The 15,428-nt window shown below is 29.7% G+C and carries 15 protein-coding genes; 12 read left to right on the forward strand and 3 right to left on the reverse strand.

All coding sequences use genetic code 11. The features are described 5' to 3' along the window. Positions 1 to 1,648: G5 domain-containing protein (locus AC5EAH_RS05870; RefSeq protein ID WP_493493839.1), on the reverse strand; the 1,648-nt coding region annotated here is incomplete at its 3' end. A gap of 154 nt (positions 1,649 to 1,802) precedes the next feature. Between AC5EAH_RS05870 and AC5EAH_RS05875 the strand changes: the two genes are divergently transcribed. The 8 genes from AC5EAH_RS05875 (at position 1,803) to AC5EAH_RS05910 (ending at position 9,874) form a co-directional block, all read left to right on the forward strand. Then, positions 1,803 to 3,029 (forward strand): efflux RND transporter periplasmic adaptor subunit, encoded by a 1,227-nt coding sequence (locus AC5EAH_RS05875; protein ID WP_493493840.1) that lies wholly within the window; start codon positions 1,803 to 1,805, stop codon positions 3,027 to 3,029. Next, on the forward strand, positions 2,995 to 3,687 hold the full coding sequence (locus AC5EAH_RS05880) for an ABC transporter ATP-binding protein (RefSeq protein WP_493493841.1): 693 nt from the start codon (positions 2,995 to 2,997) through the stop codon (positions 3,685 to 3,687). Before AC5EAH_RS05875 ends, AC5EAH_RS05880 begins: the two co-directional genes overlap by 35 nt. Further along, positions 3,688 to 4,896, forward strand: coding sequence for an ABC transporter permease (locus AC5EAH_RS05885; protein ID WP_493493842.1), 1,209 nt, complete (start codon positions 3,688 to 3,690; stop codon positions 4,894 to 4,896). Positions 4,897 to 4,908: 12 nt separating this feature from the next. Beyond that, positions 4,909 to 5,229, forward strand: a complete 321-nt coding sequence (locus AC5EAH_RS05890; RefSeq protein WP_493493843.1) for a heavy metal-binding domain-containing protein — start codon at positions 4,909 to 4,911, stop codon at positions 5,227 to 5,229. 136 nt (positions 5,230 to 5,365) lie between these two features. Further along, complete coding sequence (locus AC5EAH_RS05895) at positions 5,366 to 6,139, forward strand: ABC transporter ATP-binding protein (protein WP_493493844.1); 774 nt, start codon at positions 5,366 to 5,368, stop codon at positions 6,137 to 6,139. Continuing rightward, positions 6,129 to 8,177 carry an FtsX-like permease family protein gene (locus tag AC5EAH_RS05900; protein WP_493493845.1) on the forward strand — a complete coding sequence of 683 codons (2,049 nt, stop codon included), beginning with the start codon at positions 6,129 to 6,131 and terminating at the stop codon, positions 8,175 to 8,177. Before AC5EAH_RS05895 ends, AC5EAH_RS05900 begins: the two co-directional genes overlap by 11 nt. A 16-nt stretch (positions 8,178 to 8,193) precedes the next feature. Further along, positions 8,194 to 8,874 (forward strand): response regulator transcription factor, encoded by a 681-nt coding sequence (locus AC5EAH_RS05905; RefSeq protein ID WP_493493846.1) that lies wholly within the window; start codon positions 8,194 to 8,196, stop codon positions 8,872 to 8,874. After that, positions 8,867 to 9,874 (forward strand): ATP-binding protein, encoded by a 1,008-nt coding sequence (locus tag AC5EAH_RS05910; protein ID WP_493493847.1) that lies wholly within the window; start codon positions 8,867 to 8,869, stop codon positions 9,872 to 9,874. The genes AC5EAH_RS05905 and AC5EAH_RS05910 overlap by 8 nt, the downstream gene beginning before the upstream one ends. A 19-nt stretch (positions 9,875 to 9,893) precedes the next feature. On the opposite strand, the gene AC5EAH_RS05915 is transcribed toward AC5EAH_RS05910, so the two are convergent. Next, complete coding sequence (locus tag AC5EAH_RS05915) at positions 9,894 to 11,252, reverse strand: hypothetical protein (RefSeq protein ID WP_493493848.1); 1,359 nt, start codon at positions 11,250 to 11,252, stop codon at positions 9,894 to 9,896. A 123-nt stretch (positions 11,253 to 11,375) separates the two neighbouring features. Between AC5EAH_RS05915 and AC5EAH_RS05920 the strand changes: the two genes are divergently transcribed. From AC5EAH_RS05920 to AC5EAH_RS05935, 4 genes are all read left to right on the forward strand, one after another. Next, on the forward strand, positions 11,376 to 11,609 hold the full coding sequence (locus AC5EAH_RS05920; RefSeq protein ID WP_493493849.1) for a DUF1146 family protein: 234 nt from the start codon (positions 11,376 to 11,378) through the stop codon (positions 11,607 to 11,609). 12 nt (positions 11,610 to 11,621) lie between these two features. Further along, positions 11,622 to 12,980, forward strand: a complete 1,359-nt coding sequence (gene rlmD, locus AC5EAH_RS05925) for a 23S rRNA (uracil(1939)-C(5))-methyltransferase RlmD (protein ID WP_493493850.1) — start codon at positions 11,622 to 11,624, stop codon at positions 12,978 to 12,980. Between the two features lie 87 nt (positions 12,981 to 13,067). Beyond that, positions 13,068 to 13,808, forward strand: coding sequence for an ATP-grasp domain-containing protein (locus AC5EAH_RS05930; RefSeq protein WP_493493851.1), 741 nt, complete (start codon positions 13,068 to 13,070; stop codon positions 13,806 to 13,808). Between the two features lie 57 nt (positions 13,809 to 13,865). Then, positions 13,866 to 14,159 carry a GIY-YIG nuclease family protein gene (locus AC5EAH_RS05935; RefSeq protein ID WP_493493852.1) on the forward strand — a complete coding sequence of 98 codons (294 nt, stop codon included), beginning with the start codon at positions 13,866 to 13,868 and terminating at the stop codon, positions 14,157 to 14,159. A 56-nt stretch (positions 14,160 to 14,215) separates the two neighbouring features. Here the strand turns inward: AC5EAH_RS05935 and AC5EAH_RS05940 are convergent, their stop codons facing one another. Then, the gene (locus tag AC5EAH_RS05940) at positions 14,216 to 15,325 is read right to left on the reverse strand and encodes a DNA/RNA non-specific endonuclease (RefSeq protein ID WP_493493853.1); all 1,110 of its coding nucleotides are present in this window, start codon (positions 15,323 to 15,325) and stop codon (positions 14,216 to 14,218) included. Positions 15,326 to 15,428: the final 103 nt, after the last annotated feature.

Raw genomic sequence — 15,428 nt, forward strand, 5'->3', positions numbered from 1 at the left:
AAGCAATAGATTGTTGTTCTTGACGCTGTGTATAAGTTAATTTAGCTTCAGGTAATGGCTGTGCCTCAGGAATATTGTCTTGAGGGATAGCAGTTTCTAAAGTACCCACATGTACAATCTGAGGTGTGGCAGGCGTCGTTTCAGTATTTTTAATAACAGTATTAATCACTTGACCATCTACTAAAGTATCTTCAAAAGTGGTAATTGTAGCACCATTAATACCTTGTTGAACGATTTGACGTTGCCCCTTATCCAAAGTATCATCTTGAACTTCTTGCACTTCAAAAGTAATAACTTTTTGTTCTTGACGTTGTGTATAAGTTAATTTAGCCTCAGGTAATGGTTGTGCCTCAGGAATATTATCTTGAGGGATAGCAGTTTCTAAATTCCCTACATGTACAATCTGAGGTGTAGCAGGTGTTGTTTCTGTATTTTTGACAACAGTGTTAATAACTTTACCGTCTACTAAAGTATCTTCAAAAGTTGTAGTTGTTGCACCATTAACGCCTTGTTGAACGATTTGACGTGTACCGATTAATAAAGTATTGTCTTGAACTTCTTGCACTTCAAAAGCAATAGATTGTTGTTCTTGACGCTGTGTATAAGTTAATTTAGCTTCAGGTAATGGTTGTGCCTCAGGAATATTATCTTGAGGGATAATCGTTTCTAAAGTCCCTACATGCACAATCTGAGGTGTAGCAGGTGTTGTTTCTGTATTTTTGACAACAGTGTTAATAACTTTACCATCTACTAAAGTATCTTCAAAAATTGTAATTGTGGCACCATTAACGCCTTTTTGAATAGTTTTATGTTGACCTTTATCTAAAGTATCATCTTGAACTTCTTGCACTTCAAAAGCAATGACCTGTTGCTCTTGACGTTGTGTATAAGTTAATTTAGCTTCAGGCAATGGTTGTATCTCAGGAATATTCTCTTGGGGAATAGCTGTTTCAAAAGTATCTTCATTTTGTTCTAGTATAATGTTTGGTTGATTGTTATTTGATGTTGATGATTCTGATGAGATATCTTGTTTAATGCTATTTATTGTTGGCTGTCCTGTAGTTATACAAGATTTACCGTGTTCATTAGTGATATAACCTACGTATTTATAGCCATTAATAATAATGTTGGCATCTGGTAAAGTCATTTCATCAGTCAATTCAAAATGAATATTATGCGCTTTTAATATATTGCTTTCTGCTGCTGATGCTGCTGAAAGTGGTAATAAGATATTTTGTCCTAATGCAGTGATTAATAAAATAGAAGCAACTTGTTTTTTATTTTTTCTTGATAATAATAAAATAATAAATAAGGTACCACCACCAATTTCTAATAAAGGCCAATTACTTTCACCAGTTTGTGGTAAAGACTCTATCTTTTTATAAATTAAAAAATATGTTGTATCTTGATTTGTGGATTTTGGAATACCTGACTGAATTAATTTTTTTTCATCTTCTGTTAATTCTTCAGTGGTAATATATTGATAATCAACTTGATTAGTACAAGTTGTTACATCTTCAGTTGCTAATGCAACTTGCTGAGGATGTGTTATAAAAAGAGACATACCGATCATCATTGGTACAGTACCAATTGCTAATTTTCTTAATGAATAACGAATAATTTGATTTGTGTAACTATTTTTTCTCATTGATTTATCTACCTCCATATGTCAAATATATTATAAATTCGTTATAAAAGGAATGATTATTTTAAAAAAATATAAAAAAAATATATTTAATTGACAAATTGTAGAAAGTATCGTATCTTTGTATTATATAAATAGTACAAAGGGGAAATTCGATATGATAAAAAATAAGCGTACAAAAATGATTATATTCAGCATTATTGGTGTTTTAATACTAGCTGTTGCAGGAATATTTTATGCAATATTTGCAAATGAAGATAGTACAGAAAAAGCAGGTAGTAATGGTAATTTTGAAACAGCGAAAGTACATCAAGGTTCATTAGCTTCATCGACATTACTTTCAGGTATAATTACAGCGAACAATGAACAATATGTTTATTATGAAGCAGGTAAAGGTACAGTTGAATCAGTAGAAGTACAAGCAGGTGATGAAGTGACAGTTGGACAAGTTTTAGTTCAATATAATGCTCAAAATTTACAAGATAATTATGATAAAGCAGAGCGTGCATTAAGCAAAATTCAAAGAGAAATCAATGAATTTAATAAAAATTATTATACGCAATCAACAGTGACGCCAACACCAACAGAAACAACAGATGAAGAAGGTATGTTAGATACATCAGCTGCATCAACAACGCCAACAACGCCAACAACATCAACTACAGCAACACCTTCATTAGAAAATCGCGCAAGTGATTTAAATGATGCTTATGCAGATGCACAATCAGCAGTAGATCAAGCAGCACGTGCATTAAATGAAGCAACAGTTGTAAGTAAAGTAAATGGAACAGTCGTAGAAGTTAATAAAGATATTTCAACAGCACCAAGTACAACAGGCAGTCAAACAATTGTACATGTGGTGAGTGAAGGTCAATTACAAGTAGAAGGTTCATTATCAGAATACGATTTAGCTAATTTAAAAGTTGATCAACCTGTTAATATCACAACAAAAGTGTATCCAAATAAAAAATGGACAGGTAAAATTAGCTATATTTCTAATTATCCAAAAGAAGCACAAGCACAAGCGGGCACAACAAATGCAGCAAAATATCCGTATAAAGTAGCCATTACGGGTGATTTAGGGCAATTAAAACAAGGTTTTACAGTGACAGTTGAAGTAACAGATAAAGCAGATAAAACATTAGTACCAGTCACAGCAGTTGTCTCAAAAGATGGTAAAAATTATGTTTGGATTTATGACAATAAAACTAAAAAGGTTAAACGTGTTGAGGTGTCATTAGGTAATGCTGATGCCATTAACCAAGAAATCACTAAAGGATTAACAAAAGATCAAAGCGTAATTTCAAATCCAACAGAAACTTTGAAAGATGGAATGGAAGTGAATATTAATGACAGTATTAATGAAGTTACATCAAATAAATAAAAGCTACCGTAATGGTGATCAAGTTTTACGGGTTTTAAAAGATATTGATTTAGAAGTTGAAGAGGGCGAGTTTTTAGCAATTATGGGTCCATCAGGATCGGGTAAATCAACTTTAATGAATATGATTGGTTTGTTGGATCGTCCAACAAGTGGGACGTATATGCTAAACACTCAATTAGTATCTAAATTGAGTGAGCAACAACTCGCACAAGTTAGAAATAAGGAGATTGGTTTTGTCTTTCAACAATTCTTTTTATTATCAAAATTATCAGCTTTACAAAATGTCGAATTACCTTTAATTTATGCAGGGATGAGTACGACAAAACGTAAAAAACTAGCTGAACAATATTTAACTAAAGTAGAATTAGCAGATCGTATGAAACACTTACCTTCAGAATTGTCAGGGGGACAAAAGCAACGTGTTGCGATTGCACGTGCTTTAGTAAATAGTCCAGCAATTATTTTAGCTGATGAACCGACAGGTGCATTAGATACTAAGACAGGTCAACAAATTATGGATTTACTAACAGATTTAAATCGAGAAGGTAAGACGATTATTATGGTTACACACGAACCAGAAATTGCAGCTTATGCGAAAAGAACAATTGTGTTGAGAGATGGTGTCATCACTGAAGATAGTGCGAAGGGGGACATTTAAATGGAAAATTGGAAGTTTGCCCTTAGTTCAATCATGCAACATAAAATGCGTTCGTTCTTAACCATGTTAGGTATTATTATAGGTGTAGGTGCGGTGATTGTTATTATGTCACTTGGAACAGGATTGAAACAAAATATTGCTGAAACATTATCTAAAGATAAAGATAATGTGCAATTAATCTTTATGGGAGATGATCAAAATACGAAGGATTTCTTTAATTCTGGTATACCTGAGCAGCCTAGTGTACAAGACACGTGGTTGGATAAATTAACAACAGTACAAGGTGTAGATATGGCTTACGGTACTAATAGTGCCAGTGGTATGATGGAATACAATAAGAAAAAAGTTAATAATGTAACCATTACAGGAATTGATAATAATTATTTTAAAGTCAAGAAAATAAAAATAATTAAAGGACGTGGTTATACCGAAAGTGATTTCAGTCATTTTGCACGTATTATGATTGTCGATAAAACATTAGCTAAAAATTTATTTAGTAACGAAGATGAAGCATTAAACAAAATTGTTACTATTAATGATCATGCTTATCGTGTAATAGGGGTCTACGAAGAAGATAGTAACATGTCGTATGGTAATTTAGATGGTAGTGCATTAATGACGAATACACAAGTAGCCGCTGAGTTTAATACTGCTGAAATTAATAATATTTATGTACATGTTGATGATGTAGGTCGTGCTAATGAAATTGGTAAATTAGCTGCTAAAAAATTAACATCAGTAGCAGGTTTAAAAGAAGGGAAATATGATATTCTTGATTTATCTGTTATAGAAGATGAATTTAATAGTCAATTATCTGTCGTAACGACAGTTGTTGGTGCCATTGCGAGTATTTCTTTACTAGTAGGCGGTATAGGTGTAATGAATATTATGTTAGTATCTGTTACGGAACGTACACGTGAAATTGGTTTGAGAAAAGCTTTAGGTGCGACACGTGCTAAAATTATGATACAATTTTTAATAGAAGCGGTTGTATTAACAATTATCGGTGGGATTATCGGTATTTTACTTGCTTTTGGTGTTTCATCTATTATCGGTATAGCTTTTTCAGAATTTATTAAGCCAGTCATTTCTATACCAGTAATGATAGGTAGCATTGTTTTTTCAGCACTTATTGGTATTATTTTCGGTATTTTACCTGCAAGTAAAGCAAGTAAATTAAACCCTATTGAAGCATTACGTTATGAATAAGGAGAGAGAAATATGATTATTACATCAACAGATCGAATTGAAGGTCACGATATTATAGAATATAAGAGCATTGTTTTTGGAGAAGTATTTTCGGGTATTAATTTTTTAAAAGATATCGGTGCAAGCATTAGAAATGTTTTCGGTGGTCGCAGTAAAGGTTATGAAAATGAATTATTAGCTGCCCGTAAATCTGCCTTAAAAGAATTAGAAGATAATGCTAAACAATTAGGTGCCAATGCTGTAATTGGTGTGACATTTGATTATGCAGCATTTGGTGAAGCCGGTACGATGTTAATGGTTACATGTTCAGGAACAGCCGTTGTGATAAAATAACTAATTAGTTATTCAACCAATAATTTTCATTATGAAAATTATTGGTTTTTTTATTTAAACCTTACATAATGTGTAAGTGTTATTTTATGCGTATTCATTATAGAATAATAGTAACAAGTATAAGGGGGCTAAATAAATGAAAACAATTTTACAAGTAGAGACGTTGAAAAAATATTATGGCAAAGGATCTAATATTACGAAAGCATTAGATAGTATATCTTTTAAAGTGATGGAGGGAGAATTTTTAGGAATCATGGGTAGTAGTGGTTCAGGAAAAACAACGCTCCTAAATTGTTTAGCTACGATTATTAAACCAACTGCAGGATGTATAGAAATTAATAATCAAATTTTGAATAAGATGAACAGTAAAGCGTTAGCATATTATCGTGGAAAAGAAATAGGTTATTTATTTCAAAATTTTGAGCTATTAGATAATTTAACAGCAGAAGAAAATATGTTATTACCAGTTTCATTACATGGTATATCTGGTGAAGAAGAAAAAACACGTTTGAAATTACTTAGTCAGTATTTAGAAATTGAAGATATTTTAAATAAATTTACAAATCAGTTATCTGGGGGCCAAAAGCAAAGAGTAGCAGCTGCGAGAGCTTTAATTTTAAATCCTAAAATTATTTTTGCTGATGAACCAACGGGTGCATTAGATTCGAAAAATGCTAAATTATTAATGAGAAAATTAGCATTGATGAATGAATCAGAACAGTCGACAATTTTAATGGCGACACATGATGTTATGGCAGCAAGTTTTTGTCACAGAATATTATTTATACAAGATGGTCAATTATTTCATGAAATGAGAAGAGATCGACCAAGAGAATCACAACAAGACTTTTATCATAGAATTTTAAAAGTGATGTCTACTTTATCAGGGGGTGAGGTAAATGTTGTTTAAATTAGTGTTAAGAAATAGTCGGCAAAATAGAAAAGCTAATTTACTATACTTTAGTTCGATGATTATTGCGATTGTAGTATTTTATAATGTTTTAGCATTAGAACATCAAGATATTATTGTTTTCTTGAAAACAATGGAAAGCAATGCGGTTAACAAAGTTTTAAACATGATTCCAGTTCTATATAGTGTCACATTGGCAATTTTATTCTTTTTAGTTTATTTTGCTATATCGATGCAATTCGACAGTAGAAAACATGAATTTGGTGTTTATTTAACTTTGGGTATGAAACGTAGTAAATTATTTATATTAATGTTACTAGAAGAATTGCTTAGTAGTATGTTTGTTTTAATGATTGGTCTTCCAATTGCAATTATTTTGTCAGAAGTGATTAGTTTAATTACATTAAAATTAGTCGGCTTAGATATTATCAACCATAGTTTTGTTATTTCACTCAAAGCAATTGGTTTAACAATAGGTGGATTTTTAATTGTTAAGATGATTGCATTAATTTTTTTAAGTAGTAAAATAGTGAGTAAAGAAATTAGAACATTGCTATATCAAACACCTAGTGGTGCTAAAAGAGATTATCCTAAATATGTGTATTTTATCAGTTTAGTATTGGGTTCATTATTACTATTTAAAGCTTATCATTATGCTTTAACACTTAAAACTTGGGGTGATGTTCATCTATTAATTGTTATGATGATATTAGGTGTTGTAGGTACTATTTTATTTTTCTATGGTCTACGTATGTTTATCGCTATGATAATTAAATTAAAACCTCATAAACCATTACATATTTATAATTTTAGACAATTGCAAGAAATGATAATCAATCGTTCTACAGTTTTAGCTATTTGTTCATTATTAATATCTGTTACAGTTTGTTTAATAAGTGTAGAAAGAGCATTATCAGTAGTTACTAACAATACACCACGTACGATTGATTATACATTTATTTATGATCAATCAACACCAAAAAATAATTTATCATTAGATCAAGTTAATAATAAATTAAAAAGAGTAGGTGTAGATAAACAATTTTCAAAATTATTTGAAGTTAGAGTAGGGAGTTCTAAAGCAATACATGAAATATCATTAAATAATATTATTGATAAAATACAAACATTAGAGCCAGGCAGAGAAAAAGAAATGTTATTAGATAGTTTTAATCATGCTAATTGTTATTTTATTCGTTTATCAGGATATAATAAATTGAGAATAGCAGCAGGCCTGAAACCTATTACATTAGCTGATAATCAAGCCGCATTATATAGATATAGTAATGTGAGATTAGAGCAAAAAAAAGTAAATAATGTGCTTGCTTTGCATCCTACAATTACAATCGGTAAAGATAAATTAATATTAACAGATCAGTTAGAATCTTTACCTCTGGCAATAGAAGGTACGATTAATTTATTTACATCATTTATTGTGTCGGATAGTGTGTTTGATAAATATCTTAATAAAAATGATTACGGAGTTTATGTTCACGGTATTTTAAATGACAATATAGTGAAAGAACAAGGGCTAATATCAACTATTACGCATATAAATAAACAAATTGATCAAACTAATTTGAAATATGAAAGTTATTTGAAAAATATAGGATTTAAAATATTTAGTGTAGTGTTAGTAAGTTATTTAACAATTTATTTATCTTTAATTTTATTAATTGTTGTAAATACAATTTTTGCTGCGCAATTTTTAATAGGGCAACGAAAAATGTCAAAACACTATCAAACATTACTACATCTAGGTGCAACGTATAAATTATTATGTCGGGCGTCAAATAAACAAATTAATTGGTATTTTGGTTTACCTGTTGTTATCGCTATTGTAAGTAGTTTTTTTGTTATTAAATCATTGCTATTCCAAGTTATGCCTTTGTATTATGATGATGTTAAGCTACAATTATCTACAATAGGTGTTGCCATTGGGATACTTATAATTGTTGAACTAATCTACATTCAAATTGTTAGATTGCAAAGTAAACGTTATTTAAGAACATTAATGCAACCACAACGAGAAGAATAAAAAGAGAGGTATTCATATGAAGCGTATTTTAATTGTTGAAGATGATATTTTTATAAGGGATGAACTGGTAACGATGTTAGAAATGGCAAATTATCAAGTTGATGTTATTACATACTTTATTGATACTACTCAACAAATATTAAACTATCAACCAGATTTATTATTACTTGATTTAAATTTACCTAATGAAAATGGATTTCAAATTTGTCAAAATATTAAACAACATGTAAATATGCCTATATTAGTATTAACTTCAAGAGAACAATTAAAAGATGAAATTTATGCTTTACAATTAGGTGCGGATGAATATCTAACTAAACCATTTCGAAAGGAACGTTTACTAATACGTATTGAAAATATTATTAAAAGATATCAAGGAAGAATGAATCTAATCGAAGGTGTAAATTTTTTATTAGATCGTCAAACATTTACACTCTATATTAATCATACTTCAATTGTTTTGCCACATAATCAAGGGAAATTATTAGTTGCATTACTAACTTCACAAGAGACTATTGTATCAAAAGAAACATTAGCACAACAGTTATGGGGAACAACTGAATATATTGATAATAATGCTTTGCAAGTCAATATGACTCGACTGAAAAAAATTATGCAACAATTAAAAATGGCTTATCAAATTAAAAGTATTAGAGGTATAGGTTATCAATTAATAAGGGAAAATCACCATGAATAAATTAAAGTATCTTAAATCTTATTTACCTTGGTTATTTATTATCTTTGCTATTGAATTATTTACAGCATTATTATTATGGTTGGCAGATATTGCGGTTTTTAAAGCATTAATACCTCTTGTTTTATTAATGACCATTATTTTGTTTGTGAGTATTAGTTACTATTTAATTCGAAAAGAGCAACAAAAAGCACAAGTATTAAAAACTTTTTTATTAGATCCTAATAAACAAACAGAAAATGAACTGATAGCTAATTGTAATGAAATGGCTAAGCCACTTATTAGTGATTTAGCGAATACAATTTATCACTATCAAAATCAAATAGAAGCGGCGAATCATCGTCGTATTGATTACGAAAATTATATTGAAACATGGTTACATGAAATAAAACTACCTTTGTCATTACTCACTTTAATATTAGACAATTATCAAACACAATTACCACATAATTTATCTTATAAATTAGATTATATTAGAAATCAAATGCATAAAAACATTTCTCAAATGATGGTATATCATCGTATTAAAAGTGTGAATAAAGATTATTTGTTTGAAGAGATTGATATTAAATCATGTGTTTCAGAAGTTTTAGAAGACTATGCGCCTTTATTAAATGAAAAATCTTTTGATGTAATAACTGAAGCTGTTTCAGGTATAGTTTTTACAGATCGTCGAAGTTTATATTTCATTATAGGACAAATTATAAGTAATACGATAAAATATAGTCGTAAGAAACCGAGATTAAATATTTTTACTAGTGATAATCATCAATATTTAACACTTCATTTTCAAGATAATGGTCAAGGGGTTAAAGCATGTGATCAACCACATATTTTCGATAAAGGTTTCACGGGTGACTCAGGGGATATAAGAAAAACATCTACAGGTTTAGGTTTATTTTTAGTTCAACAATTATGCCGAGATTTACATATAGATGTGTCAGTAGTGACAGAATGGCAGCAAGGTTTTGAAATAAAATTAAATTTTGAGATGAATAAATAAACGTATGATAAGCGTCGTCCTAGTTTATACTAGAATGACGCTTATTTAATTTTACAACATTTAATAGCTGAATTTGAGAAGTTATTTCTTCAGGATAGACATGATAAATACGTTGAACTTTAGCGTACATGGTAATATTGTTTTGACCAACTGCTACTAAAATAGAATCCTCTTGATTTAATGCTTTATTGGGACATAAGTAAGTATGTGTAATTTGATAATATTCTAAATAAACATCTATGACACAAAGTTTGTGATCATGTGATGTACTATATTGATCAATCATCTGACTAATTGAGTCGAAATTCATATCATAAGTGTATTTAGTGGTGTTAATCGTTTGATGAATTAAATTAAAGTCATTATTGTCTAGCATTAAGTCTTCGTGTTCATCAGAGAAGAGAGGGGGATTTTCTACTTTATTAATGACCATTTTTATTTTATTAATAGGATAATGTAATGTTTCTGCTGTGGCATAATAAGCATCGTTTACATGAACGCATTTCTTATCTGAATCTGCACCGACGGGTACGATAACATAATCACCTATTGTGATACTTTCATCAGAGCATAAATACGTGTAAGGTCGACTATTATTGTCAAATGTAACATCTACAAAATAAAATTGTTTTTGATTGTTTTTAGGTGAAAGTATGATATTACCTTGTGTTGTATTTAAAATAATATCATGGTGATAAGTAGCTAGTTTAGGAATAATACGATAATGCACTTCTGTACCTTTAAACCACACAGTATAATCTTTCAAATGAGTAAAAGCATCTATTTTATCTTTAATTAGAGCAATGAAATTGTTTTTTATAAGTAATGTACAACTATTCCAATATTCTTCTTGTTGATTGAAAATAGCGTGAAATTCTGGCTGACCTATAAAAGTGATTTCAATCGCACAGCTCATGAGCCCTTCAAAAACAATGGCAATTTGATCTTGTTTATAATGAATAGTATGAATATAAGCATCTTCTAATTGATTGGTAATAGTATAAAAATTATGAATATCAGTTTGAGTTGTTATTGTAAAATTAAAATCTAAATGACTTTTAAGTTCGGATAAACATTTTTCTAATAAATAGTTTGGTAAAGTATTTTTTGAGATGGCTGTAATAAGGTCGATGTTATATAAAAAATCAATCGTTGCATAGTCAAGTGCTTCATTCACTATCCAATGTTTAGTATTATAGTCGATAAATTTAATAAGGGTAATTATTTGATGGTGTTGGTAGACCCAAATAGATTGTAAAATTAAGTTTGTTTTAGTTTGATTAAATACGATAATATAGGGTACATCTTCAATAAAACAACACCCAAAAACAGGTGATTGATAATAGTCACCAGATGTTGTGAATACAATTGCTTTCATCATGCTTCTCCTTAAAATTATGTAATATTATCATATCAATAAAAAAGATGATTGGATAGTGGTGGTTGAATTTAATCTCATTTATGTTACACTGAGTATAACTTAATTAAGAGGAGTTAAGCTATGGCAATTCACCAAGCAATGACCGGTATGATGCACATTCTGATGCATATGGTATGTATTATTTTAACTTATCGTGCTTTACAGTCACTACGTATTGAGCAGATATTTAAAAAAGGGCACTTACAACAAATTCAATTATTGTTATTATTTGTTAGTATTGCTGTAGGGAGTTTAGTAAGTAATGCGTTGTATGAAATATATGAATGGTCAACATGGTTACAATATTTAATATAGAGAGAGGTCAATATGACAATTAAAAAAAATGAGCAATATACAGTAGAATTTATCGATTTAACACATGAAGGATTAGGTGTATGTAAAATTGATAATTTCCCTATATTTGTAGAAAATGCGTTACCGCAAGAACAAGCGACTATTAAAATTATAAAAGTAGGTAAAAATTTTGGTTATGGTAGAATCGTTGAACATTTAACCACTTCACCAAATCGTGTGGCTATTAAAGATGAAAAAGGCACATGGGTAGGTACAATGCCTTTACAACATATGACTTACGATACACAATTAGTATTTAAACAACAACAAGTTCAAAATGTGATGAATAAAGTGGCACAATTACCACAAGTACCAGTTTATTCTACCTTAGGTGCTACGCAACAAATAGGTTATCGAAATAAAGCACAAATTCCAGTAGGTCAACAAGATGGTGAGTTAATTACAGGTTTTTATCGTAAAAATTCACATACATTAATTCCAATGGATGATTTTATCATCCAAGACCCAGAAATTGACCAGGCGATTATTACATTACGTCAGATTTTACAGCAACATGATATTGTAGCTTATAATGAAGCACATCATAGTGGGCAATTACGTCATATCGTTGTACGTAAAGGTGTTGCCATGCAACAATTACAAATTGTGTTAGTAACACGTCAACAAAAATTACCAGCTATGAAAATCATTGTTGACAGCATTATTCAAAAAATACCAAATGTTGTCAGTATTGTTCAAAATATTAATACTAAGCGCACTAATGTAATCATGGGTGAAATAACTAAAGTACTTTATGGTAAAGATAGCATTAAAGATAAATTATTAGGCTATACGTTCAACATTAGTTCTCAATCATTTTATCAAGTAAATCATGCACAAACAGAAGTTCTATATCAAGAAGCTATTAAAGCCGCACAATTAAAATCTACAGATGTTGTAATTGATGCTTACTGTGGTATCGGTACAATTGGTATTTGTTTAGCTAATCAAGTTAAACATGTTTATGGGGTAGAAGTAGTTGAATCTGCAATTCAAATGGCACGTGACAATGCTAAGTTAAATCAATTAACTAATTTAACTTTTGAAGTAGGTAAAGCAGAAACATTAATGCCACAATGGATTAAAGCAGGTATTAAACCCAATGTGATTATTGTAGATCCGCCACGTAAAGGTTTAGATAGTACATTTATCGAAGTAGCAGTTAATGTTAAGCCAAGAAGTATTGTTTATGTCAGTTGCAATCCAGCTACATTAGCACGTGATTTGAAATTATTTGCCTCAAAAGGTTATGAAACAAAATATATTCAACCAGTAGATATGTTTCCACAAACCGTGCATGTGGAATGCGTGGCGTTGATAGAAAAGAAATAGTATAAATAATAAAAAAATTTTGAGTGTAAGTACTTAGGAATTTTTTATTACGCTATAATTAATAATTTAATATTAAGGAGAAGATTAATGGTTGTTTACATTAGAGATATTGGCCCTATATCTGAAGTGAGTATGAATAAATACAGTGTTCATATCGGTGCTTATTTGATGGGTGAAGAAGTTGTTACTTATCAAGATTGGAAACAATTATCAATTTTAACTCAAGAAGATATAGTGTGTGACTATATTGCTGAAACCAGACAATTATTAAAAGCTATAAAAATTGAATTTCCAACTTATGATTATCCAGAAGCATTAAAAGAATTTTATGGTCGTAAACTTAAACAAGGTAAGTTTAGTGATATTTTAAATAATAGTGATAATTTAGGGAAATTTATTAAACCGTTAGCAGGATCAAAAATGTTTAATGGTAAAATTATTAATCATATGAATGATTTAATAGGTATTAAAGTGGATGGTGATTATCCAATATGGATTTCAGAAGCGGTAGAGTTTATGGCTGAATGGCGTTGTTTTATTTTAAATAATCAAGTTATAGATGTTAGACCATATAAAGGTGACTATCATTATCAATATGATGCTCGTGTAATTGATGAAGCTATTGCTGCGTGGAAAAATTCACCAAGTGCCTATGCTTTAGATATCGGTGTAACAAGTCAAAATCAAACGTTAATTGTTGAAGTGAATGATGGTTATTCATTAGGTCAATATGGTTTGTCACCACTATTAGCATTTAAATTTCATAAAACAAGATGGAGAGAGTTAACACATTCTTTTTTTACTGAACATGAACAATTCATTTTATAATATGAATTAGTATTCTCATAAAAGAATGATCTTAGTATCAAAGAAAGAAGAGATATTATGCATGCAAATTGGTATGTTTATAAAATTACTTATCCAAATGGAAAAATATACATAGGCATAGATTTTTCTAAAACGCCATGTCCTTGGCAATATTTAGGGAGTTCGACTAATCAACAATTACAAATAGATTGTGATAATTGGCGTAAAAAATATAATAGTTGGGCAATTCAACAAGAAATATTATTTGAATCGACAACATGTACAGTATCAGAGTTACGAAAAATTGAACGAGAACAAATAATAACGCATCAAGCGAATCGTCCTAAAATAGGTTATAATTTACGTATATAAGTAGTGGTCATAGATAAAAACTCGGAAAGTCATCGGCTTTCCGAGTTTATTTAATTTTATTCGTTCTTAGAGTGATGTTTACCTAATGATAATGCTTCTGATTCGGACATTTCAATAACCTTACTCATATTAGTATTTGAAGGCATATTACTTGTACTATACCAGTATGCTTTAGATTTACCGTGATTTGCAACATAAACAATTCTATCTTCTGGTATTTGTTCTTGTGGTACTTGGTCAGCAGGTATGACATTAGCTGGTGGTGCAGGTGCAACAGGAACGGGTGGTACAAATTGTGCTACAGTATTTTGAGCAGTACCTGCTGCGTAATCTATAATGGCATTAGGTGACATATTTTCTAAAATGACTGTATTAATACCAAATTTATCTTGTGTTGAACGTCCACCAATATCAATAGGGATTAATTTTCCATTATTATCAAGTCCGACATATTTAAGTTCTATTTTTCTAGGTATAAGTTCATTATTTTGATAAAGGGGTGTGACTTTATAATCAAGCCAATAATCTGGAAATTTAGTTAACCAATGTCCTAATTTATTTTCATAAAACAACATGCTATCAATATTAGTATCATCCATGCCAATGAAATTACCAGCATTTAGCCAAGCAGTCATAGGTACTAAATTTTTCCCCTCATCATTTAAACCACTAAATTGATAACTTATTAAATGACCACGATTCATTAACCAAGCTTCATTTTTGCCATCACCATAATAAAATTTATAATTATGCCAGCCTACAGGGTTAAATTTTAATTTTTCATTACGTTTTTTTGTAGGTTTATCTTTATTTTGTAATTGAATATGTGCACCCGTTGCACGTTTTAAGCTATCAAAATTATTTAATATGAGTTGTTTTTCTTTTTTGAAAGATAAGACACCAGCTTCTTTTAACACTTTATCATTCTGATTAGTTGTTTTGATTTGTTCATAAACGATTGTAGATGAATAATTTGTATTGTTGTTATTTAAGAAAATTAGAGAAATTATTGTTATGATGATGTATAAATTTCTATAAAATTTATGTGGTTTGAATTTAATAAAATATAATATTGCAATTAAACTAGGTAGCATATAAAAATAAGCATTAAGTTTAATTAGTATAAATAATACGATAACGACAAGTAATAATTGTTTTATAGACATGACTAGTACTCCATTTAATATTTTTAGTAATGTTAAAAGTGTACTATAACTTATTATGTTTGACAATGAGATAGTATAAGGAATTAATTGCGATGTAGCCTAT

This window comes from Staphylococcus sp. B1(2026) (genome assembly GCF_058895785.1).